Here is a 21398-nt window from a genome sequence, read left to right as displayed (position 1 = left end):
ATTTCCCTACGCTTGCTGATGGATGGCAGCCACTATAGATTGGCGCTCACGCATTCAATATTGGCGTTTCCCCAAGTGATCAATGCAGCGGCGCACTATCGACTCGACTATCCCGATCTGACGCTGATCCTGGCCTTGGTGCGCAGCGGCTCGCTGGCACGGGCGGCGCAGTTGCTTCAGGTCGACGTTTCGACGGTGTTTCGCGCTGTTCGCCGACTGGAGTCAGCGCTCGGTCAGCAGTTGTTTGAAAAAAGCCGCGCCGGTTACCTGCCAACCTCGTTAGCGCAGACCCTGGCTGAGCAAGCCGAACGCGCCGAACAGGCGCTGGAAGCCGCCCGGATCGGTGTGGAGCAGGGTAGGGAAGTGATCAGCGGCACGGTGCGGCTGACCTGTACCGACTCTGTTCTGCAAGGCTTGTTGTTGCCGGCGCTGGCGCAGTTCATGCCCAACTATCCGGCATTGACGATCGAACTGAGCACCTCCAACGATTTCGCCAACCTCAGCCGCCGCGATGCCGACATTGCCTTGCGCATGACACTTACACCACCGGAGCACTTGGTGGGACGGCGACTGGCGAAGGTTTCCTATCGCGTTTGCGCCAGTGAGCGATATCTAGAAAATAGGAATGCGTCGAATCTGGCTGCGCTGACCTGGATTGCCCCGGACGAATTCCTCCCGGATCACCCTACCGTGGCCTGGCGCCGCCAACAGTTACCCGGTGTAATCCCTGCTTATCGTTGCAACAGCATGCTTTCAGTCACGGAACTGGTGCGTGCCGGCCTCGGCGTGGCGGCTTTACCCGACTTTCTGATCAGCGATGGTTTGCAGATGTTGAGCGATGCGTTGCCGGGCTACGACACGGCGCTGTGGCTGCTGACCCGGCCCGATTGCCGGGCCTTGCGCTCGGTGGTGACGTTGTTCGATGAGCTCGGGCGAGCGTTGCGCCTCCCCACACCTTGAATCTGCGCCGTTCACAAACTCCTCGTGGGAGCGAGCCTGCTCGCGAAGGCCGCACCTCGGTACACCGCCAGAGTAAGTGTTAAGCCCGCCGACTCATTCAAACCAACCCCATCACCCCGACACCCGCTCATTGGCAAACATGCTCACCGCATCCACCGCCTCACTGGCGCCATCGCGAATCTGCAGAATCACCGTGCCGGCCTGATTGGCCAGTTCCACGCCTTCTGCGGCGCGGTCGCGGGTGCCTTGCATGCTTTTGATCGCCTGCCGTGTTTCGCTCTGGATCAGACTGATCATGGTGGAGATCTCGGCGGTGGAGCCGCTGGTGCGCGCCGCCAGCTGCCGGACTTCATCGGCCACCACGGCAAACCCGCGACCCTGTTCACCGGCGCGTGCCGCCTCGATGGCCGCGTTGAGGGCGAGCAGGTTGGTCTGATCGGCGATCGCGCGGATGGTGTTGACGATGGCGGTGATCTGCTCGGAGCGGTCGCCCAGTTGTGCGATCAGCGTTGAGGACTGGCTGATGTCCTCGGCGATTTCGCGCATTTCGCTGGCAGCCTGTTGAATCACCTGCGTACCTTGCTCGGCGACTTTTCGCGTCGCTACCGAGATGTGATAAGCGGTGCTGGCACTGCGTGCGTCCTGCTCGTGTTGCTCGACACGGGCGGTAACGTCAGACGCGAACTTCACGACTTTGTACAAACGCCCCGAAGCGTCGTAGACCGGGTTGTAGTTGGCCTCCAGCCAGACGATCTGACCGCGTTTATCCACGCGCTCGAACTGCCCGTGGAAGAACTCGCCCTGATTCAGGCGGCGCCAGAAATCCTGATAGGCGCCGCTGTTGACCAGCGCCGGGGTGCAGAACAAGCGGTGATGCTGGCCCTTGAGCTCTGCGAGGCTGTAACCCATGCGCGTGAGAAAATTCTGGTTGGCGGTAAGAATGTTGCCGTCGAGATCGAATTCGATCACCGCCATCGCGCGATCAATCGCCTGCAGTTTGGCGTTGGCCTCGTTCTCCTGCTGCACCTTGGCGGTGACATCCATCGCGTACTTGACCACTTTGATCACCCGTCCCGACGCATCCTTGATCGGGTTGTAACTGGCCTCCAGCCAGATCGGCTGGCCTTTGCTGTCGACCCGTTCAAAAGTGCCGGACTGGAACTGACCGTTTTTCAGGCGCGACCACAGCTCGGTGTATTGGGCACTGCGACCGAACTCCGGTGTGCAGAAATGCCGGTGCGGCTGGCCGATCGCCTGGGCAGCCGTGTAACCCATGGTCTTGAGGAAATTGTCATTGGCACGCAACACCACGCCATCAAGATCGAACTCGATCACCGCCATCGAACGGTTGATCGCTTCGAGCATCGCAGCTTGGTCAAAAACGGTGTGTTGCAGTTCAGCGAGGGCGGCTTTCTGGCGATTGAAAAACATGCTTGCGATACTCGGGAAGTGGGGAAAATCAAAAGGATTCAGTCCCTATTCCTGCGCCGGCAGACCGAAATGCACGGACGGCATTCGGTGGTGACTGCTCAATGCCAGCGTTCCGTTACTGGCAGATGGCTACTTATACAAAACTTAATAAAGTTGTACAAGAAAGGAATTTTTCACAAGTTTGTATAACTTTTTACGAGATTAGTTGTACACGGCTCGACGAGCCGGTGATTCACCGCTGATACAGTGCCAGGAACATCTCCAGCGCCGACTCGGCAACTGCATTCTGCGCGTCTGGATCAAGGGCCGCGCGACCCAGCGAGATCTGCGGCCAGAACGCGAATGCCTTGAGCAAACCTTGTACTTGATGCGCGGCAAATTCTGGATCGACCGGTTTGAGCCGTCCGTCGGCTTGCGCCGCGCGTATCCAGACGGTCAGGCCTTCCTCGCGCTCGCCCATGCGCTCGATCATGTTCTGCGCACGTTCGGGGGAATGAATGGTCGCGGCAATCGCCACCCGGGCGAGGGTGAGAAAATTCTCGTCAGCCATCATCTGCACTTTTTCTCGCAGCATCAGGCGCAGCTGCTCATGCAGCGGTTGCTCGCGGTCGTAGCTCACCGATGGCTCGGCAATGATCCGCGCCCACAACTGATTAAGGATCTCGGCGAACAGTTCTTCCTTGCTCGGGAAGTGGTTGTACACCGTTCGCTTCGACACGCCGGCCGTGGCGGCGATCTTGTCCATGCTGGTGATTTCGAACCCGTGGGCACGGAATTCGGCGATCGCCGCTTGGATGATGGCTTCGCGTTTGCGGTCGGTGAGGCGTTGTGGAGCGGTCATGAGCGGACTTCGGCAGAGAAGGGAGGAAATTACACTCGGCAGTTTACTTGGCGCCGGCTTTGATGCAACCTAGAAACTACACCGCTCAGTGTAATGTTGCGTTAATCCTCGCACCTTACAAACCAGAGCGTTTGGCCTTTGCGTGCAGCTTGGCCATTTTCATTTCCCGTGGAACACCGTGCAGCACACGGTTTTTCGGAGTCGTTCAGTCATGGCCAATCCAGTCTCTCTCCCGGACAACACACCCACGCCTGAAGCCTCGCGCCAGGATCAAGGGCTGTTTCGCAATCATGCGCCGGTGCAGCGCGAAGGGGTACGCAAAATGCTGCGGATCATGTGGAACATGATTTTCCACAAACCGCGCAACACCCGTCCGAGCGCCGCCATTCCTGTGCAGCCGCTGACCCGTGAAGATCTGCTCGCAGCGCCCAATCACAGCGTTTACCGCTTGGGGCACTCGACGCTGTTGTTGAAGATGCGCGACAAATTCTGGATCACCGACCCGGTCTTCGCCGAGCGCGCCTCGCCGGTGCAATGGGCGGGTCCGAAACGTTTTCATCAGCCACCGATCAGCATCGACGAACTGCCGCCGATCGAAGCGGTGATCCTCTCCCACAACCATTACGACCATCTCGACTACGAAGCGGTACTCAAACTCGCCGCCAAAACCACTTACTTCCTGACTCCGCTGGGCGTGGGCGACACCCTGATCAAATGGGGCATCGACGCCAGCAAGGTGCGCCAGTACGACTGGTGGCAGGGCACCGAAATCGCCGGTATCCGCTTCATCGCCACCCCATCGCAGCACTTCTCCGGCCGTGGCCTGTTCGACGGCAACAGCACACTGTGGGCGTCATGGGTGATGATCGACGCCGACACACGAATCTTTTTCAGCGGCGACAGCGGTTACTTCGACGGCTTCAAACGCATCGGCGAACAATACGGCCCGTTCGACCTGACCCTGATGGAAACCGGCGCCTACAACGTCGAATGGCCCCACGTGCACATGCAACCGGAAGAAACCCTGCAAGCCCACATCGACCTCAAGGGCCGCTGGCTCTTCCCGATCCACAACGGCACCTTCGACCTGGCCATGCACGCCTGGCATGAACCTTTTGACCGCATCCTTGCGCTTGCATGGGAACGCAGTATTGCGATTACCACACCGCGGATGGGGGAGGCGTTCAGCCTTGCGCATCCACAACGGGGGAGTGCGTGGTGGATGGCGGTTGAAGAGGAGGGGGAGGCGCTAGTGCAGAACGCCTGACGATTTCATCCGGTTCGCCTTGGTGCGAACCGGATGAATCAGATTCCTATTTCCTTCATTCGCCGGTGGTAATCCTCCATCGTAGCGACTGACAAATCCCTGAATTTTCCACGAAGTATCTGACTTAGTGTTTCCAAGGTGATGCCAGTAATTTGCGCCGCTTCAGATTCGTTCAGGTTGGCAGTCTTGATCAACGCGGCCATTTTTGTCGCATATCCCGATTTGATCAGCATTTCATCTGCACCCTGCAGTCCCAAATCTGCGTAGACGTTGCCCGTGCTTCTTTCGATGTCCATCCTTAGCGCTCCTTATTCGGCCATCGCAAAATCCCCACGCCCCACCGATTCCCCCGACATCCCCTGTGCCCTGACACTGCGCCCCGGTGCAAACCCCGGGAAGAACACCAACCCCTGCGCTTCAAACCGATAAGCCAGTGCCAGTCTCGCGGCGTCCGCCACGTCCTGCTGCGCTTCGAACCGCTGGATATCTGCCACCGCAACCTCGGCCTCGCGCGACAGTTGTTCAATGCTCCAGCCCAGCATGGCGCGGGCCTGGACGCAGTGGGTCGGGGTGAACTGGAAAAGGGCAATGCGTTCGAGGACGTGGTTCATCGCAAGAGAGGCCATGGTGTGCTCCGGGCTCAAAAGTGCTGATTGAAAATGTACTGTGTTTTTGTACAGTTGTTTTCGACCGGGATCAAATGCATTTTTCGAATTTGCCTAGTTCGTCGGCTCCAACCAGACGGACGGTGCCTGTCCCAGCACACGCCGAAACATCGTCGAAAACGCCGCCGGGCTCTCGTACCCGAAGTCCAGGGCAATCCGCGTCACCGCTTCCCCCGCCGCCAACCGTGCCAACGCCTGCACGACGCACGCCTGCTGGCGCCACTGACGAAAGCTGAGCCCGGTCTGCTGCCGAAACAATCTGTTAAAGGTACGCAAGCTTATGTGTAACTGATCGGCCCAATCCTGCGGGGATTGATGGGTGTTGGGCATGTTCAGAAAGGTCTGACACAGACTGAGGAGCTTTCCTTCGGCGGGCATGGGAATGTGTAGGGCAAGGGGCGCGCTGCGTGCCAGTTCATGCAACAGCAAGTTGATCAGCACACCGTCGCGTCCGGCCTGGTCGTACATCAGTGGCACGTCCACCGCTTCCATCAGTAGATGCCGCAGCAGCGGCGACACGTTGAGCACTTGGCAGTCCGGCCCCAATTCCACGTTTCCCGGCTCGATATACACGCTGCGCGTGCTCACCCCGAGCATCAATACCTCGTGGGCCACGCCCGGCGGAATCCACACCGCGCGTTGCGGCGGCACCACCCAATTACCGTTCTGAGTGCTGACTTGCATCACGCCTGTTGCGCCGTAGAGCAATTGCCCACGGCGATGCGTATGAAACGGGAGTAGGTGGCCGTGGGAGTAATCGGTACCGATGGCCACGACCGGGCGAGGCGTGTCATCAAGCTGATTGATCGAAATATTGCGCATCAGGCGTGTTCCAGCGATTGGCGTAAACGCGAACATTATTGGCCCAACTACTGAAGCCGGCCAGTGCATCACGCTCTAATGTCCTGGGCTCCCCCGATCCTGGACGCCCACCATGTTCTACCTCCTGCTTACACTCTTCGGTTGCCTCACCGGCATCAGCGCCGTGTTCTTCGGTTTCGGCGGCGGCTTCGTCATTGTGCCGCTGCTCTATCGCATGCTCACCGCCAGCCACGCAGCCGACGACCCCATCGCCCAGTCGGCCATGCACATCGCCGTGGCCACCTCGACCTGCGTGATGATCGTCAACGCCTTGATCGCCACACGCAAACACCAACGCGCCGGCAATCTGCTCCGGGACTACCTCTGGCCATTGGGCGGGTTTATCGGCGGGGGCGCGGTCGTCGGCGCCATCGCTGCGATGTGGGTCAGCGGTCAAGTGATCCGCTACGCCTTCATCGCCTACCTGGGCGTGACCATCGTCGATTGCCTGCTGCGCCGCGGATTTCTCGCCCAGTCCCAAACGACAATCCCACGGCGACTGACCACGACGGAAACATCGGCCGGCGGCGTAGGCATCGGCGCCATCGCGACCTTCCTAGGTGTAGGAGGAAGCGTCATGACCGTTCCGCTGCTGCGCCGCTGCGGGCTGAGCATGTCGCAAGCGACGTCCATGGCCAATCCGCTCAGCGTCCCGGTAGCGCTGGCCGGGACGTTGACGTACATGGCGCTGGCCGGTTTCACTGAGTCTGATTTGGGCGTTTGGTATATCGGGTATGTCGATGTGCTGGCGTTTGCGCTGCTGACGGTTGGTTCGTTGCTGGGGATCAGATTGGCTGCGCGGTGGATAGGGCGGATACCGGATCGGCTGCATGCGCGCGTGTACATCGGTTTACTTATGGTGGTGATGATCAGCATGTGCTTGAGCTGAGCGCGACGGCGCTCGATTCCAGCGCGCAAGCTCGCCATAATCCGCAGCTACTTTCGCGGGCAGTTGCTCGCTTATTCAAGGATGAAGTGATGTACCGAGGACTGTTACGTCTTTTTGCTGTTTTTCTTCTAACGGGTTCTTTTGTCTCGACGGCAACTTGGGCCGAGACCGGCGCGCAGTTGTTCACCGGCATGTTGGGTAAATCGTCTATCGTCCTCGAAATAAATCCTCGTACCGGAGAGGGACGTTACTTTTACAAGAAGTACCGCAAGGATCTACCACTCGACGGTGCTCTGGACGGGGAAACGCTTGTGCTGGAAGAAGGCTCGCGGATGGACGACTCACGCCCGAGCTTGCGTCTGCAGCCGACAACTGATGGTTGGTATGGCGAGTGGACGAGCACCGCTGGGAAAAGCCTGAAGATCAAGTTACAGCCAGCCGTCATCCCCGATGTAGCGGATGATGCCTTGCCCTTTTTCACCACACTTCACGACAAGTACCCTTATGAATACCTGCGGCTGCAGGGCGTCACACTCAAAAAAGGCAACATCGACACCTTCATGGGCTACACGCTGCAGTGGTGGAGCGAGCCGAAGACAGGCACTTCTCTGTTTGAAGTGGTCTCGGGTTATTCCCTTGAAGAGCGTCGACGCATCAACCAACAATTGATGGCGCGTTTGTGGAGCGAGGTATTGTCGTCTTATGGATGTTCAGGCAGTTACGCGCAGTCGAGCCAACCACTGTGGATGTCGTCAACAGTGATGAGTGTTCTGATTTCATCAGATTATTTCTGCGGCGGTGCCTATCCGGATCAAAGCCAGGATGCGCTCAACTTCGACACTAAAACAGGCAGACTCCTGACCCTTGATGATGTTTTGTGGGTGGGGCAGGGCAAGCCATTGCATTTCCAACGAGAGGGCGACTTCGGCGGGGAGGCGTCCGGCTCGTCTGATTCCTGGTCTAACTACCGCAGTGAGGAACTGGCACCCTGGCTGGTCGCGCAGTTGCTGAAACTCTACTCCAGTGAAATGACCGTTACCCCCGAAGGTGAAAACGACTGCAACTACGACGAGAGTTATCCTTGGCAATTTCCCGGTTGGCACTTCACGGAACTGGGCATCAAGCTCGAGCCATCATTTCCCCACGTCGCGGCGGTCTGCGGATTCGTCGACTGGAGCGTTCTGCCGTACACAATCGTCAAACAACATCCGGGCGGGGTTGCACTGCAACTGCCTTGATGTCGCGTTTACTTTCATGCGCAGCCCCTCGATTCCCGACCACAACCCCGCCATAATCGCCGCGAATTTATCCGCGCCGGCCCTCAAATGCCGGCGCGACCTCTGACTCTTTCAAGGAACGATCAATGCTCAAGGAACTGATGCGCCTGGCGCCATGCGCTGCTGTGCTGTTCTCGCTGATTCCAAGTGTCCACGCCGATGATGGCCGACGCGTGTTCACCGGCACGTTGGGCAAAATGCCGATCGTCGTAGAGCTCGATATCACGCAGCAGGACGAAGTAACCGGTCGGTACTTCTACGAAAAATACCATCGTGATTTGCCGCTCAGTGGCGCGTTGCAGAACAGCACGCTGACCTTGACCGAGGGCAATAATCGCTATGGTGACGACAAGCCGCTGTCAACGTTGGAACTGGAAGAAACCGGCAGCGGCTGGCAGGGCGAATGGAAAAGTCCGCAGGGCAAGAAGCTGCCAGTGAAACTCATCGAGGCCAGACTTACCGCCCCCACCTCATCAACCTTGCCGTTCATTGCCGCTTTGCCCTACAGCGAGCCTTACGAGTATTTGCGCCTGCAGGGACTCAAACTGAAACCGGCGAAGAAAGAAAACTTCATGGGCTACGACCTGCAATGGTGGACAGAGCCTGAGACAAAGATTTCCCTGTTCAGCGTGGAGTCCGGATTGTCGAAAGATGATCAGCAACGGGTTAACCAGCAGTTGCTTGGACGCCTCTGGAATGAAGTCATCAGTTACCACGGCTGCCAGCTGCAGGGCGGCGAAAACGTCGAATTTATGCAACAGGTGCAACCGAAAATGATCTCGCCAGCCGTGGTCAGCCTGAACATCTCGACCAGCTATTACTGCGGCGGCGCGCATCCAGACTTCGGCGATTCACCGCTCAACATTGACGTCAAAACCGGCCACCCGCTGTCCCTCGAAGATGTGCTGTGGGTCGGTGAGGGCAAACCACTTTTACATGCCGAACGCGACAGCTTGGGCGACGAACCTCTGAGCAAGGACGAAAGTAACGCGCGCTATCAGTACGTAAGCAAAGAGTTGGTGCCGTGGGTGATCAAACAATTCACGGCCCTGTACCCCACAGAAATGAAGACACCGACGGGAGATGACGACTGCAACTTCCAGGACGAAAGCATCTGGGGGACTTCACCTTGGTACTTCACCGAGAAGGGCTTGTACCTCGGCGCGTACTTCGCTCGCGTGCAACGCTCTTGCGATAGACCTGACTGGTCGATCCTGCCGTACTCCCTAGTCAAACAACACCCTGGCGCCGTAAAACTGCAACTGCCCCAAGGCTAGCCATCACTCCAACCCCGGCGCTTCACGAATAATGAAGTGATCCAGGTTCTCGATATTGGCATTGAAGACCTCGAAAGGCTTTTCGGGGTTCTTCTTGCCGGGCACCTGCTTCAACTCCGGCGTCACCCCATAGAAGAAACAGAACAACGCCTTGTCGCTATCCACCGCGTGCTTGATCTCCTCCAGAAAGGCCTTGCGCTTGCGGTAGTTGTCGATCAGCTTCTTGTTCAGATAAACGCTGACCGGATACGGCTTCTTCTTACTGTCCTCGGGCTTCTTGAACCAGACCTTGTCCTCGAAGTCGATCCGAAAACTGGCACTGTGGAAGTCCTCGATCTTCTTGATCCGCCCCCAGTAAATCAGCCCTTTGTTGTCCGTCAGATATTCGATCTTCTTGAAGAACGAACTGTACGGCGCCGTATGCTCGCCAATCTTCAACGGCATCCGCTTGAGCAAATCCTTGTCGGCGAAGTTGGAAACAAAACACTCCACCGGATGCGCAAACACACTGGTCTTGTCCGGCGCCGACTCACGACTCGCCGACTCTTCATCATTGCCCGCCGCCACCCGCACCGGATCATCCCGCAACATATCCGCCGCCCCCGCTGGCGTGACAGGCTTGCGCACATACTCACGCCGGGTCAGCAACAACTCTGACGGGAAGTGTTCCTCACGCCCGTCATCCACCTCGCCATCCGCCGTCTCAACGCCAGACGCCGACGCCTTCAAACTCACATACGGACAACCCGCCACATGCTGCGTCGTGGGCAGATTCTTGAAGTGCGGCGTGCGCACGTAATTCACGTTCTTGGCGTTGAACGTACCCAACTCGTTGGACGCCTCGAACGCCGAACGACAAGCATCGCTGGGGCACTGGAAGTGTTCCTTCGCCGAGTCAAACGCCACCGTCTCATCGAAATTGAGATCGCGAACGTCATAGATCGACAACTTGTCGTCGAGGCTGAGGCAGTAGGCGAGATCGAATTTCATGGTGGGGCTCGGATCCTTGAGTGGGGGATGGGTATTAATAGCGGGAGGCGGCGCGGGTTGCACTGATTGTTTTCAGGGTGATGCGGGATTTGTGGGAGCCAGCCTGCTGGCGATTGGTGGCATCAACCTAATCTCGAATCCAGACACCTACCCAGCAGCAACACATTGAATTGTGGTGAGGGGATTTATCCCCGTTGGGCAGCGAAGCTGCCCCAAGGACTTTTAGCCATAAAAAATCCGCTGCTTGAAAATCAAACAGCGGACTCTGAAATCATCAGCCTCCGCGCAACAATCGCGAAGCCTTACGCCACCAAGACTCATGGCGATTGGACGAATTATCTGCCAACAAACAAGGCATATCCCGCAACCGAATCCACGGCTCGTCCTGCCAGTGCAACGTACTCAGCGACATCTGCGGCCAACTCAAAATACTCATCGTCGGGCGCTCAACTGAGCGAGCCGGACGAGCATCACGCAGAGCAGGCACGACTTGATGCGTTAGCCACTCACGAAGCTGCCGATACTCAGGACAGTAGTGATAGATCAGCAGCGCATACACACCCGACTCACTGACCATCATGTGATCCTCAGCTTCGCCATAGGTCTCCAGGCGCATCGTCTGCCGCTGATCAGCGTCGAGTTTGCGCAACTGACGTTCATCAAGATGTTTGCCCATCAACCGGCCCAGTTCATGGACGCAGAACCATGCTTGGTTCTCGACTAGAAGGGCGTGCAGATGGGTTTTGTTGCGACTAAAGCGAGTCGGTAAAAGTGGCTCAGACATGGCGGGCCTCCGAAGTCGGAAGCGATGAGGGTGTTCTACAGGTACAGCGATTCACCTTCATCATGAAGGCTGAATGGTCAGGCATTTCCATTTACCTCTGGCTGCTTTCTTAGGGCATTCGTTAGGGTGTCGGGAGCTAAGAAACCCACCAGAGACGGGCCGGACATATTCCCCTTTCGGGTCTTGTATTCGCCCACTCCCGACATAACGGGATTTTTCGCAGACGTAGAGAAACCGCAGGCGAAAAAAAGCCGCATGACTGTCGGGTGCGGAGAACCGCTCTGGTTTGTAGAGTTTCTTAGGCTCGGAGCTGAGGGTAGGGGCATCAGGGATGGTCGTCAACCAGCGACTTTTCCTACTGGTAATGAGGCGGAAGGAAACCTGGACAAAGATGCAGAGTAAATTATGCTGTGTTTATATCCAGTGCTTGGTTGCCATTGAATCCCGCAGCTGCCATATCCGTGTCGCCACCACTCACCTCACGGAATCCAGGAAATTTCATTTACTTTGGAGTTTTGCGGGATAGAATGGTGACCATTCGTCACAGCTTTGACCCAGAGGATCTTCGGGCTCATGAATCTTTTTGAAACACCGTCTTTTGAATCCTTGAGCGAAACAACCTCGGGTTCGTACGAGCCTGATACACATCCCGTTACTGATCTGGCGCTGCTGCACAAGCTGCTGGAGATCTACGATCAAGGGCAGTTGGCTGAAATTCTCAACGACGTTAGCCCTAGCCACTGGTGCCGTGAAACCATCAATCGCTGGATCAAGGGAAAGGCCTCGCCGAAGCTCTCTCACATTGAGTTCACTCGTCTGAAGGATCTGCTGCCCAAGCGCTTGAACCACAAACCTTCATTCACTTTTATCGATCTCTTTGCCGGCATTGGCGGTATCAGGAAAGGGTTTGAAGCCATCGGTGGCGAGTGCTTGTTCACATCCGAATGGAACAAATACGCCGTTAAAACGTACAAGGCGAACCACTACTGCGATCCTGCTCGTCATCGCTTCAATCTCGATATCCGCTCGGTCACGCTTTCAGACAGGCCCGAAATCAGTGACGAGGAAGCCTACAAGAATATTGATCGTGAAATTCCTGATCACGATGTTCTGTTGGCTGGCTTTCCATGCCAGCCGTTTTCGCTTGCAGGTGTTTCCAAGAAGAATTCTTTGGGGCGCAAGCACGGTTTCGAGTGCGAGACCCAAGGCACTCTATTTTTCGACGTTGCGCGGATTATTGCCGCGAAACGCCCGGCTGCATTCTTGCTTGAGAACGTGAAAAACCTGAAAAGCCACGACAAGGGCAATACCTTCCGGATCATCTGCGAAGCGTTGGATGAACTGGGCTACGAGGTTGCAGATGTCAACGCGCCAAAAGGCTCAGACCCCAAGGTCATCGATGCCAGACACTTCGTTCCGCAGCATCGTGAGCGAATAGTGCTGGTCGGCTTCCGGCGCGACTTGAATGTTCACCAAGGATTTACACTGAGCGACATCAGTAAGCTCATGCCGAAGCAGCGACCTAGCTTTGGTGATCTGCTTGATAAGGAAGTGGACGAGAAATACATCCTTACTCCGAAGCTTTGGGATTACCTATACCGCTACGCCGCTAAGCATCGTGAGAAGGGCAATGGCTTTGGCTTTGGCTTGACTCGTCCAAACGATGTGGCTCGTACGCTTTCCGCGAGATATCACAAAGACGGTTCGGAAATCCTAGTCGACCGTGGGTTTGTGGAAACCTTGGACTTCAATGGCGAGCTAAATCAGCTTCATCGTCCGCGCAGACTGACTCCCCATGAGTGCTCGCGCCTCATGGGATTCGACAAGCCAGGCGAAAGCAAATTTGTGATTCCTGTCTCTGATACCCAAGCGTATCGTCAGTTCGGAAATTCGGTTGCGGTGCCAGTTTTTGAAGCTGTGGCTCGTTTGATGAAAGATCGGATTTTGGCCGCGAAAGAAAAAACTGCCGACACGGAACAGCCTCAACTGGAGTTTGCTCTTCCTGAGTGAGTTTTTGCGCCAAGCGTTGAAGCGCGCATGCTCTAGAGGTTGAATTGAATCCCTCTTTTAATGCATCCGATAGCTCATCCGAACCTTGAATATGTTGAGGCCAAGGGTATACAAGACGGTTGAGCTATCGATTGCGCCGGAGGTGAGCCTTGGTGGATATCGTGGATGCCGCAACACGCTCCCGAATGATGTCTGGGATTAAAGGCAAAAATACCAAGCCAGAAGTTTCGATCCGCAAAGCATTGCATGCGCGTGGCTTTCGTTACCGTATTCACGTCAATGATCTCCCCGGTAAGCCAGATCTGGTGTTACCAAAATACAGCGCGGTGGTTTTTGTGCACGGCTGTTTCTGGCATGGACATTCCTGCCGATATTTCAAAATACCCCAGACACGGCCGGATTTTTGGCGCGAGAAAATCCGGAAAAATCAGCTGAGAGATAAAATTCAAGAATCTTCCCTGTTGGCAGGGGGGTGGAGGGTTTTGATCGTTTGGGAGTGCGCGGTCAGGTCAAGGAATAAAGAAAAATTTGCGCTAGTGATTGACCTCATAGCGGAGTGGCTGATAAACGGTAATAAAAATTCACAAATAGATGAAAACAAATGTTCAATGATCGTATCAGCGACTATTTTGAAGGAGTCGCAGCCAAATATCTGAAGCCTGTTGATGCCGATCCCGATAGCTCCAATCAGCATGAGATTGGAGGGCTAGTTAAGGCCGGCTTTAAGAAATACTTGGGGGCTCCTGATAAAAATCAAGAATTTAGATATAAGGCTAAGCAAGTGTATTTTACAGATGAGGCTTTGGCGCCAGACATCTGTGAAAGTACGGTTACTTGGTACGACTGTCGTCGTAAGAAGCCTTTGCGTAAACCTGAATTTCGACTTTACTATAATTCTAACTCCGTAACGGATTTGTTTACTGCCGGTGATTTTTTTCTAGTTGCAAAGATGCGAGACGATACGCTTTTAATGGTGTGTGCTCCGGCGGGAAGCACTATAGAGAGCCAGCTAAAAATTTTATTTGGTTTGCATAACATAAAAAACACATTCATTCGTGGGGAAATGGATGCAGTGGAGTTGCTTCTGCCATTACGCTTGATGTTAGAAAGCTTGGGTGTTGAGGTAACAAAAGTAGAAGTAGGTGATGATGTCTGGTTGCAACGCTTGATAACTTCATTTGGCGGCGAAAGCTTTCCAAAGACGTCAGATTTCTCCCTATATGCTAGGAACTCCTTAGAGTCACCTGTTGATCATATAGTTTTTCCAGACCAGGCAATTGTTGAGTGGATGGACCATGAGGAAAAGCTATTTCGAATATACGAGCGTCATCTGGTGCGGCAAAAGCTTCGCGTAGGATTTGGGGAGGATGGAGAAGATGTTGACGATTTTGTAAATTACTCCTTGAGTGTTCAGAATCGTCGTAAGTCAAGAGTCGGTCATGCATTTGAAAGGCACCTGTCTTATATATTTGAGAGTCATGGAATTAGATTTGAACGGGGAGGAGCGAAGGGCTTTTCCACGGAAAATAGTAAGAAGCCAGATTTCTTGTTTCCAGGATTTTCGGAGTATCGAGACTCAAAGTATCCCGAGAATAAACTTTTTATGTTAGGAGCTAAAACGACGTGTAAGGATCGTTGGCGTCAGGTCCTTAGTGAAGCCAAGAGAATAAGTGAAAAACACTTGGTGACTCTCGAGGCAGCCATTAGTGAAGGCCAGACAAGTGAAATGGCCTCAAGTGGATTGCGACTGGTCGTTCCCAAGTCTATGCATTCTACGTATTCGAAGTCCCAAGCAAAGTGGTTGATTGCATTATCAGAGTTTATAGAACTCATAAAGCAGGCAGAGGGCACAGAAACTGCCTAGTTTTCAAGCGGCTGGTGTTGCAAAAAAAAACGTTGTTGTATAAAAGAGTTGTTGAGCCTGATAACAGGGAGTAGACGCAATGAGTAATGAGGCATTCGTTCTTGAGTTCGCAGGTAATGATAGTAAAGAAGATGAAGGGCTGGGGCATGCTGGTATTGAGACCTATCGTCAGCAACCGTATGCGAGTGCGGCTAGAGAACTGGGTCAAAATAGTCGAGATGCATATTCTTCACTTCCAGTGAAAATAAAGTTCGATCTGATTGAAATACCTAAAAAGAATGTTCCAGCTATAGCGAAGTTGGATAAGGTTGTGGCGTTATGCTTGGATGCTTCTCTGGCGGAGAAAAAGGAGAAAGAGAAAGCTTTTTTCTCTGAAGCAAAAAAAATACTTGCTCTTGAGTATGTAAAAGTGTTGCGTGTTTCTGACGAGAATACGACTGGTGCTAAGGGGGCTCAGCGGGGGAGTCCATTTTATTCTTTGCTTAGAGCTGCAGGTGTTAGCGTAAAGCCAGAGGAAAATTCGGGAGGCTCTTATGGTATTGGAAAAAATGCGGCATTCGCTATTTCCGATCTGCGGACAGTGTTTTACTCAACAGTTTTTTTGGATGATGCAACGGGATCCAAGAGGTTCCTGACGCAAGGGAAATCTATCCTTATTTCCCATGTTGACGAGGGCCTTCCTAAGCGTCAAATAGGTTATTGGGGAGGTGCGGATTTTGAGCCGGTCAGTGATCCTATCTTAGCTCCGGAATGGCTCAGAAGAGAAAGTATCGGCACATCGGTATTTGTAGTTGGGTTTCGAGATCCAGCGGAATGGCAAAGTCATTTTACTCGTTCTCTCATTCAAAATTTTTTCCCAGCTGTTCACGATGATGAAATGGAGTTTTCTATCGATGGCGGCAATAGCGAAATAAATAAAGATACTCTTGGGCCGTTATTTGATGCTGAGGTGGTGCGGAAAGGATTGAGCAATGAAAGGGATCAAGGCTTTTCTGTCTCTTTTGATTTTTATCGTTGCTATAGCTCAGCTAAAACCAAGTCCAACGTCTTTTCCATACCTGAGTTAGGTCGTGTTCAAGTTAAAGTTCTCGTTGAAGATAAGCTGCCAAAAAAAATATGTATTATTCGAAATGGTATGGTTATTACGGATAATCTCAGTTCATTCAATGAGCCATTTTTACGCTTTCCGATGTATAAGGACTTCGTTGCGGTAGTCACATTTCTCGATGTCAGGGGGAGCTCTTTTATAAAAAGGCTTGAGGATCCAAAGCATAAAGAGTTGTCTGCTGATGGTTTGCTGAATCAAGATGATCGTGACGTAGCAAAGCGAGTGATGAAGAAGTTAGCGGGTAAGATTCGGGCGGCAATTAAGGAGCACACATTTACCGAGTATGAGAATGAGGTGCTTGCTGACGAAATGCGTGATTATTTTCCTGCTGGCTCGGCGCCCGAGTTAGAACAGCGGAATTCTGATAATGATGATCCTGAATCTATCAAGTATAAGATTGAACCTCGGAAAAAAAGACCTTCCACTGAAGCATATACTGATGTTGAGGGCGACGGTGAAGCAGAGGGCGGCTTTGGTGATGGTAGAGGCGGTAAAGTAGGGGAGGGGCGTAGAAAATATCCAGGGGATGTTGAACGTGCTCGATCGAAGCAATCTATTCCTCTATTGGATGTCCGGAATATAATTACCACTGGGGGCGCCTCGAATAGCAGAACTGTTTTTTTCACACCAACCATCTCCGCTCATGCACTTCTCTCAATTGACGCTGTAGGAATCAATAAGAATGAGCGACTAACTGTTTCGTCGGCTTTTGGCGCTAATGTTAAAAACGGGGTGGTTTTAGTAGAATTTCTAGCGGGGAAGCGAATTAAAATCGATCTCGAGTTTTCCGAGATGTATAGAGGGCCGATTGAGATTCGCGCAGCAGTGGATGTTTTAGAGGTGTCCTCTAATGAAAATTAATGAAAGAACACGATTTCCACATCCTGTTCTAAGCTCGGAAAGTAACGATTACTTGACAGGTGAGTTTGATATTCAAGTTTTGACAGTGGAAGAAAAGCTGACCACAGATCAGGTGACCGTAGATGTGGTAGTGTCGCTTGCGGAGCAGTCGTTGCGAGAGCTGATTGTTGATGGTCATGCTGGCGTCGGCTTTTTTGTTACATGCTTGGATACTTACTATAGTCGGCTCGTACCTATTGGTATTGAGGATCGACGGTTTTCGTTTGAACCAGGGGCTCTTGTTGGAAGCGTAAGTTTTTTGCCGATGGTTTGGGCCAAGAAAAATGTAGGAGAATTTGATCTGGCTAATTGTCATGCCGAGTTTGGTGGTGGGGCAATGTCTTTAGAGATCGGTTCGGTTCTTGCAGTTGGTGAGGCGCAACGATTAACAATTGGACGGGAAAAATTAGCAGAAATTGAAAGTATTTTTTCTGTCGTTCAAGCTCCCGACCTAAAAGATGATGAACTACTGGTAAATCCAGACTCTGATAAAATTCAATTGCTTGTGGCATCTAACATTTATCAAGATTTTAATAGGTTTAGGGGGCTGCCACATGGGAGGCCCATAGTTCTGAATAGTGCTTTTGTTCCTGCCGTCATGGAGGTTCTAGATCTTCTTCGGCAAGCTAGGTCCGAATATGAGGGGCGGCGTTGGTTCAGAATATTTAAGGCTAAGTGTGATTATTTAGGAGTTGATCTCGAGTCTCCCAGCTTGTGGCGAGACGCACAGCGGCTGTTAAACTCTCCTTTTGGTAATATCAGAATGAACTCGCAGCTATGGGAGGGAGAGTGATGAGATTAAGTTATTTTTCTGCAAAGGCTATTGAGACTCTGAGAGCTAGTATTCAAGCTAACTTGAAAAATTATACGTCTGAAGGATTTGACGAGTTTGTTGATGAGCCGGACTGGACTGTTTCTTTAAGTTTGGAAGTTGATCTAGGGCCTCTATGTGACCTTGATCCATCAGGTACTCCCCAAGCAGAAATAGAAAACTCTATATTAGTATGGCGCGCTCTTTCGGCCGTAAAGCCGAGCCTTGCATATGAAGAAGGAATATGGACTAGATTAACCCACGTAGAATGTCTGGGTTATTCAAGGCAGCGCTGGTTGGAAGGGCTTGGAAGTCAAGAAAAAATAGAAAGTGCGATAGGGAAACATTTTTTTGCACCAAATTTAGGAGGGCGTCGAGACGATAATGCCCTCGCCAGATTGTGGTTTAACGGTTATATCGCTAATCAAATAGGCCGTGATGACTTTGATTCACTTAAAACGATATTAAGGCGGGCTGACAGTCGGCTGAGTTTTCTAGAGCGTTCACTTACTGTTAGTCGCCCCGCGATCGCGGCAGGTGTTATAAGGGCTTCTGAAAAATATGATTGGATCAATTCGACGCAGTCTACTTTTCGGGACTTTATGAAAGTTTTAAATAAGCTTGGAGGGGGCAGGGTCTTTGAGGTTATGACCGAAGCAGAGGTAGATGAATTTATGACTGATTGTGCGTTGCGTGCTGGGATGCCATCTAGTTAGGTTGTATTCAATTTTTTGGTAGTTTTGATGGCTCAGCTGTAAAAAAGGTTCTTCACGGATTACCGGGAAAGACGCTCTTGATTTTCATGAAAAAGAACTCGCTATCCCGGTAACCGTACGCCATCCGCTTGATCACCTTTATTCGATTGTTTATTCCTTCCAGTTGGCCGGTATGCATCGGCCAGCGAACTCGGCTCACAATGCCCCGCCAGTAAAGCTTTAGCCGTTTGGCGAACTGGATCAGAGCAGGTATTTCGCTTTCATGTGCGTGGCGCAGCCATTGTTTCCAGGCTGATCTCCAGTCCCAAGCGGTGCTCGGCGTCCAGAGCGTTTTGAGTTCAGCCTTCATCAAATAGACCGTCATCAGCGATTGGTTGGCCGCCAACAGGTCTTGTAAATGGAGCTGTTGCTCCGGCGTTTTCAGGTTCTGCGGATTGCGCAGTAACAGCCATCGCGCTTGCTTGATAACCTTGCGAGCCGGCCTGTCATGACGTAGCCGATTGGCTTCGTCAACGCGAACCCGATCGATCACTTCTCGGCCATATTTGGCCACGACATGGAAGAGGTCATAGACCACTCGAGCTTTTGGGCAGTGCTGGCGAACCTCCAGGTCAAAAGCAGTATTCATGTCCATCGCGACCGCTTCGATTCGGGCGCAACCCTCTGCCCCCAGCTCTTCGAAGAATGGCCTGACCGCCGCACGGCTGCGGCCTTCACCAATCCACAGCACGCGCCGGGTATCGGCATCCAGCACCACGCTGGCATAACGATGCCCTTTGAACAACGCAAACTCATCCATCACCAAACGTCGCGGTTGCGCCTTTGGCAGCGCGCTCAACGTCGCTTGCAAGGCTCGACGCTCCAGCAACCTAACAGTATCCCAATGTAGGCCGAACATCTGAGCCACGTGCAGGGTTGGAAGGCGTTCGCAGGCCTGAATGACCGCCTCGGCCAAGCGGCGCGTCATGCGAGCGTAGCGGTCTAGCCAACTGACAGCCTCCATGCGTTTGCCACAGTCACGACAGCCAACCCGCCTGAGCAAAACGTTGAGACGTACAGCGCGGCCAAGGATGGGCAAATCACGAACGACGCGCTCGCAATACTCATGCGTAGTTGAACAGGGCCTTAGGCAGCCGCCACAGGAAGGAAATCGGGTGGCATGGGGGATCAGATCGATCTGTAGTGCGTCGCCATCAGGCTTGATCGTGACGACAGAAAAGCCCTCCCAAAAAGGAAGGAAAGTATTAATATCACGCATAAGAACGCCGGTTTGTTAGATGTGTTTGCTCGCACGAACATCATCAACCAAATCGGCGTTCTTGTTTCTGTGTTTCCCGGAATTCCGTGAAGAACCGTAAAAAAGCCCCAGTAAATTGGGGCTTCTCTGGCTGGGCTAGAATAGGACTGATAACAGTCTTTTTAGAGCCGGAGCTTAATCCCAGCTCAGAGCCCCACCAGTCTGATACTCAATAACCCGCGTCTCAAAGAAATTCTTCTCTTTCTTCAAGTCCATAATCTCGCTCATCCAAGGGAACGGATTAGTAGTCCCTGGATACTCTTCCTTCAAACCAATCTGCGACAAACGACGGTTAGCGATGAACTTCAGGTAGTCCTCCATCATCGCTGCGTTCATGCCCAGTACGCCGCGAGGCATGGTGTCACGGGCGTATTCGATCTCCAGCTGCGTACCCTGCAGGATCATCTGGGTCGCTTCTTCTTTCATCTCAGCATCCCACAAATGTGGGTTTTCGATTTTGATCTGGTTGATCACGTCGATGCCGAAGTTCAGGTGCATGGATTCGTCGCGCAGGATGTATTGGAACTGCTCGGCGACGCCGGTCATTTTGTTGCGGCGGCCCATGGAGAGGATCTGGGTGAAGCCGCAGTAGAAGAAGATGCCTTCCAGAACGCAGTAGTAGGCGATCAGGTTGCGCAGCAACTCTTTGTCGGTTTCCGGGGTGCCGGTTTCGAACTTTGGATCGGAGATCGAGCGGGTGTACTTCAGGCCCCAGGCTGCTTTTTTCGCGACCGATGGGATCTCGTGGTACATGTTGAAGATTTCGCCTTCATCCATGGCCAGCGATTCGATGCAGTACTGGTAGGCGTGGGTGTGGATCGCTTCTTCGAAAGCCTGGCGCAGGATGTACTGGCGGCATTCCGGGTTGGTGATCAGGCGGTACACGGCCAGGACGAGGTTGTTGGCAACCAGGGAGTCGGCGGTGGAGAAGAAGCCGAGGTTGCGCATGACGATGCGGCGCTCGTCGTCGGTCAGGCCTTCCGGGTTTTTCCAGAGGGCGATGTCGGCGGTCATGTTGACTTCTTGCGGCATCCAGTGGTTTGCGCAACCGTCCAGGTACTTCTGCCAGGCCCAGTCGTACTTGAATGGCACGAGTTGGTTGAGGTCGGCGCGGCAGTTGATCATGCGCTTTTCGTCAACGGCGACACGGGCGGAGGCGCCTTCGAGTTCGGCGAGGCCTTCGGCGACGTCGAGGGAGTTCAGTGCAGCCTTGGCACGGGCCACGGCGGCCGAGTCGTCGGCGGTGACGGCGCGGGCTTCCAGCGCTGCGGCGCCGCCGGCGTTGTCCAGGCGGTCCATGTTGGCTTCGCTTGCGTGGCCGGCGTTGGCGCCTTTCACGGTTGCGACTTCACTGTCTTCTTTATCGAATTCGTCCCAGCTCAGCATGACGTGTCGTCTCCTGCGTGAGGGCTTGTGCCCGTGTGAAACCTGAAGGGTTGGTTTTTCACAC

General features: G+C 53.5%; 20 protein-coding genes. 11 read left to right on the top strand and 9 right to left on the bottom strand.

Annotated features, from left to right (window positions below):
• The first annotated feature begins 12 nt into the window (after nt 1-12).
• Nucleotides 13-960, top strand: coding sequence for a LysR family transcriptional regulator (locus BXA01_RS08925; RefSeq protein ID WP_076563891.1), 948 nt, complete (start codon nt 13-15; stop codon nt 958-960).
• A gap of 111 nt (nt 961-1071) precedes the next feature.
• Here BXA01_RS08925 and BXA01_RS08920 read toward each other — a convergent pair whose 3' ends face one another.
• Nucleotides 1072-2391, bottom strand: a complete 1320-nt coding sequence (locus BXA01_RS08920) for a methyl-accepting chemotaxis protein (RefSeq protein WP_076563890.1) — start codon at nt 2389-2391, stop codon at nt 1072-1074.
• Between the two features lie 232 nt (nt 2392-2623).
• Complete coding sequence (locus BXA01_RS08915) at nt 2624-3232, bottom strand: TetR/AcrR family transcriptional regulator (protein ID WP_016773570.1); 609 nt, start codon at nt 3230-3232, stop codon at nt 2624-2626.
• Between the two features lie 211 nt (nt 3233-3443).
• On the opposite strand from BXA01_RS08915, the gene BXA01_RS08910 reads away from it, so the two are divergent.
• The gene (locus BXA01_RS08910) at nt 3444-4499 is read left to right on the top strand and encodes an MBL fold metallo-hydrolase (protein WP_076563889.1); all 1056 of its coding nucleotides are present in this window, start codon (nt 3444-3446) and stop codon (nt 4497-4499) included.
• Between the two features lie 38 nt (nt 4500-4537).
• Here BXA01_RS08910 and BXA01_RS08905 read toward each other — a convergent pair whose 3' ends face one another.
• From BXA01_RS08905 to BXA01_RS08895, 3 genes are all read right to left on the bottom strand, one after another.
• Nucleotides 4538-4795, bottom strand: coding sequence for a helix-turn-helix domain-containing protein (locus BXA01_RS08905; protein ID WP_024014028.1), 258 nt, complete (start codon nt 4793-4795; stop codon nt 4538-4540).
• A 12-nt stretch (nt 4796-4807) separates the two neighbouring features.
• Complete coding sequence (locus BXA01_RS08900; RefSeq protein WP_065616763.1) at nt 4808-5125, bottom strand: hypothetical protein; 318 nt, start codon at nt 5123-5125, stop codon at nt 4808-4810.
• 93 nt (nt 5126-5218) lie between these two features.
• On the bottom strand, nt 5219-5986 hold the full coding sequence (locus BXA01_RS08895; protein ID WP_076563888.1) for an AraC family transcriptional regulator: 768 nt from the start codon (nt 5984-5986) through the stop codon (nt 5219-5221).
• Nucleotides 5987-6098: 112 nt separating this feature from the next.
• Here BXA01_RS08895 and BXA01_RS08890 point away from each other — a divergent pair, with 112 nt between their 5' ends.
• The 3 genes from BXA01_RS08890 (at nt 6099) to BXA01_RS08880 (ending at nt 9468) form a co-directional block, all read left to right on the top strand.
• On the top strand, nt 6099-6914 hold the full coding sequence (locus BXA01_RS08890) for a sulfite exporter TauE/SafE family protein (protein WP_076563887.1): 816 nt from the start codon (nt 6099-6101) through the stop codon (nt 6912-6914).
• Nucleotides 6902-8152 carry a hypothetical protein gene (locus BXA01_RS08885; RefSeq protein ID WP_231991021.1) on the top strand — a complete coding sequence of 417 codons (1251 nt, stop codon included), beginning with the start codon at nt 6902-6904 and terminating at the stop codon, nt 8150-8152. Before BXA01_RS08890 ends, BXA01_RS08885 begins: the two co-directional genes overlap by 13 nt.
• A 125-nt stretch (nt 8153-8277) precedes the next feature.
• Complete coding sequence (locus BXA01_RS08880) at nt 8278-9468, top strand: hypothetical protein (RefSeq protein WP_076563885.1); 1191 nt, start codon at nt 8278-8280, stop codon at nt 9466-9468.
• Nucleotides 9469-9471: 3 nt separating this feature from the next.
• Here the strand turns inward: BXA01_RS08880 and BXA01_RS08875 are convergent, their stop codons facing one another.
• Together BXA01_RS08875 and BXA01_RS08870 are read right to left on the bottom strand one after the other, a co-directional pair.
• The gene (locus BXA01_RS08875; RefSeq protein ID WP_076563884.1) at nt 9472-10458 is read right to left on the bottom strand and encodes a hypothetical protein; all 987 of its coding nucleotides are present in this window, start codon (nt 10456-10458) and stop codon (nt 9472-9474) included.
• Nucleotides 10459-10732: 274 nt separating this feature from the next.
• The gene (locus BXA01_RS08870; protein WP_076563883.1) at nt 10733-11242 is read right to left on the bottom strand and encodes a BRO-N domain-containing protein; all 510 of its coding nucleotides are present in this window, start codon (nt 11240-11242) and stop codon (nt 10733-10735) included.
• 573 nt (nt 11243-11815) lie between these two features.
• Here BXA01_RS08870 and dcm point away from each other — a divergent pair.
• From dcm to BXA01_RS26945, 6 genes are all read left to right on the top strand, one after another.
• A complete protein-coding gene (gene dcm / locus BXA01_RS08865; RefSeq protein WP_076563882.1) occupies nt 11816-13252 on the top strand; it encodes a DNA (cytosine-5-)-methyltransferase in 1437 nt (478 codons plus the stop codon).
• A gap of 152 nt (nt 13253-13404) precedes the next feature.
• A complete protein-coding gene (locus BXA01_RS08860) occupies nt 13405-13908 on the top strand; it encodes a very short patch repair endonuclease (RefSeq protein ID WP_331717088.1) in 504 nt (167 codons plus the stop codon).
• Nucleotides 13854-15116: a type II restriction endonuclease gene (locus BXA01_RS08855; RefSeq protein ID WP_076563880.1), complete on the top strand. Its 1263-nt coding sequence runs from the start codon at nt 13854-13856 to the stop codon at nt 15114-15116. The genes BXA01_RS08860 and BXA01_RS08855 overlap by 55 nt, the downstream gene beginning before the upstream one ends.
• 79 nt (nt 15117-15195) lie before the next feature.
• Nucleotides 15196-17085 (top strand): hypothetical protein, encoded by a 1890-nt coding sequence (locus tag BXA01_RS08850; RefSeq protein ID WP_076563879.1) that lies wholly within the window; start codon nt 15196-15198, stop codon nt 17083-17085.
• Nucleotides 17075-17917, top strand: a complete 843-nt coding sequence (locus tag BXA01_RS26950; RefSeq protein ID WP_157115961.1) for a hypothetical protein — start codon at nt 17075-17077, stop codon at nt 17915-17917. Before BXA01_RS08850 ends, BXA01_RS26950 begins: the two co-directional genes overlap by 11 nt.
• Complete coding sequence (locus tag BXA01_RS26945; protein WP_157115960.1) at nt 17917-18651, top strand: DUF6339 family protein; 735 nt, start codon at nt 17917-17919, stop codon at nt 18649-18651. The genes BXA01_RS26950 and BXA01_RS26945 overlap by 1 nt, the downstream gene beginning before the upstream one ends.
• A gap of 52 nt (nt 18652-18703) precedes the next feature.
• Here BXA01_RS26945 and BXA01_RS08840 read toward each other — a convergent pair whose 3' ends face one another.
• Nucleotides 18704-19909: an ISL3 family transposase gene (locus BXA01_RS08840; RefSeq protein WP_083957550.1), complete on the bottom strand. Its 1206-nt coding sequence runs from the start codon at nt 19907-19909 to the stop codon at nt 18704-18706.
• A 174-nt stretch (nt 19910-20083) separates the two neighbouring features.
• Nucleotides 20084-21334, bottom strand: a complete 1251-nt coding sequence (locus BXA01_RS08830; protein ID WP_016773579.1) for a ribonucleotide-diphosphate reductase subunit beta — start codon at nt 21332-21334, stop codon at nt 20084-20086.
• Between the last annotated feature and the right edge of the window lie 64 nt (nt 21335-21398).

The organism is Pseudomonas sp. B10, assembly GCF_900156235.1.
GTDB classification, from domain to species: domain Bacteria; phylum Pseudomonadota; class Gammaproteobacteria; order Pseudomonadales; family Pseudomonadaceae; genus Aquipseudomonas; species Aquipseudomonas siliginis.
The sequence above is the reverse complement of the archived record's forward strand: the minus strand, read 5'-3'. Positions and strand labels throughout refer to the sequence as shown.

Coding starts and splice junctions, on each gene's coding strand:
- BXA01_RS08910 (WP_076563889.1), top strand. CDS start 3,444: ATGGCCAATCCAGTCTCTCTCCCGGACAACACACCCACGCCTGAAGCC.
- BXA01_RS26950 (WP_157115961.1), top strand. CDS start 17,075: ATGAAAATTAATGAAAGAACACGATTTCCACATCCTGTTCTAAGCTCG.
- BXA01_RS08880 (WP_076563885.1), top strand. CDS start 8,278: ATGCTCAAGGAACTGATGCGCCTGGCGCCATGCGCTGCTGTGCTGTTC.
- BXA01_RS08850 (WP_076563879.1), top strand. CDS start 15,196: ATGAGTAATGAGGCATTCGTTCTTGAGTTCGCAGGTAATGATAGTAAA.
- dcm (WP_076563882.1), top strand. CDS start 11,816: ATGAATCTTTTTGAAACACCGTCTTTTGAATCCTTGAGCGAAACAACC.
- BXA01_RS08840 (WP_083957550.1), bottom strand. CDS start 19,909: ATGCGTGATATTAATACTTTCCTTCCTTTTTGGGAGGGCTTTTCTGTC.
- BXA01_RS08875 (WP_076563884.1), bottom strand. CDS start 10,458: ATGAAATTCGATCTCGCCTACTGCCTCAGCCTCGACGACAAGTTGTCG.
- BXA01_RS08855 (WP_076563880.1), top strand. CDS start 13,854: ATGTTCAATGATCGTATCAGCGACTATTTTGAAGGAGTCGCAGCCAAA.
- BXA01_RS08830 (WP_016773579.1), bottom strand. CDS start 21,334: ATGCTGAGCTGGGACGAATTCGATAAAGAAGACAGTGAAGTCGCAACC.
- BXA01_RS08895 (WP_076563888.1), bottom strand. CDS start 5,986: ATGCGCAATATTTCGATCAATCAGCTTGATGACACGCCTCGCCCGGTC.
- BXA01_RS08920 (WP_076563890.1), bottom strand. CDS start 2,391: ATGTTTTTCAATCGCCAGAAAGCCGCCCTCGCTGAACTGCAACACACC.
- BXA01_RS26945 (WP_157115960.1), top strand. CDS start 17,917: ATGAGATTAAGTTATTTTTCTGCAAAGGCTATTGAGACTCTGAGAGCT.
- BXA01_RS08890 (WP_076563887.1), top strand. CDS start 6,099: ATGTTCTACCTCCTGCTTACACTCTTCGGTTGCCTCACCGGCATCAGC.
- BXA01_RS08870 (WP_076563883.1), bottom strand. CDS start 11,242: ATGTCTGAGCCACTTTTACCGACTCGCTTTAGTCGCAACAAAACCCAT.
- BXA01_RS08905 (WP_024014028.1), bottom strand. CDS start 4,795: ATGGACATCGAAAGAAGCACGGGCAACGTCTACGCAGATTTGGGACTG.
- BXA01_RS08900 (WP_065616763.1), bottom strand. CDS start 5,125: ATGGCCTCTCTTGCGATGAACCACGTCCTCGAACGCATTGCCCTTTTC.
- BXA01_RS08915 (WP_016773570.1), bottom strand. CDS start 3,232: ATGACCGCTCCACAACGCCTCACCGACCGCAAACGCGAAGCCATCATC.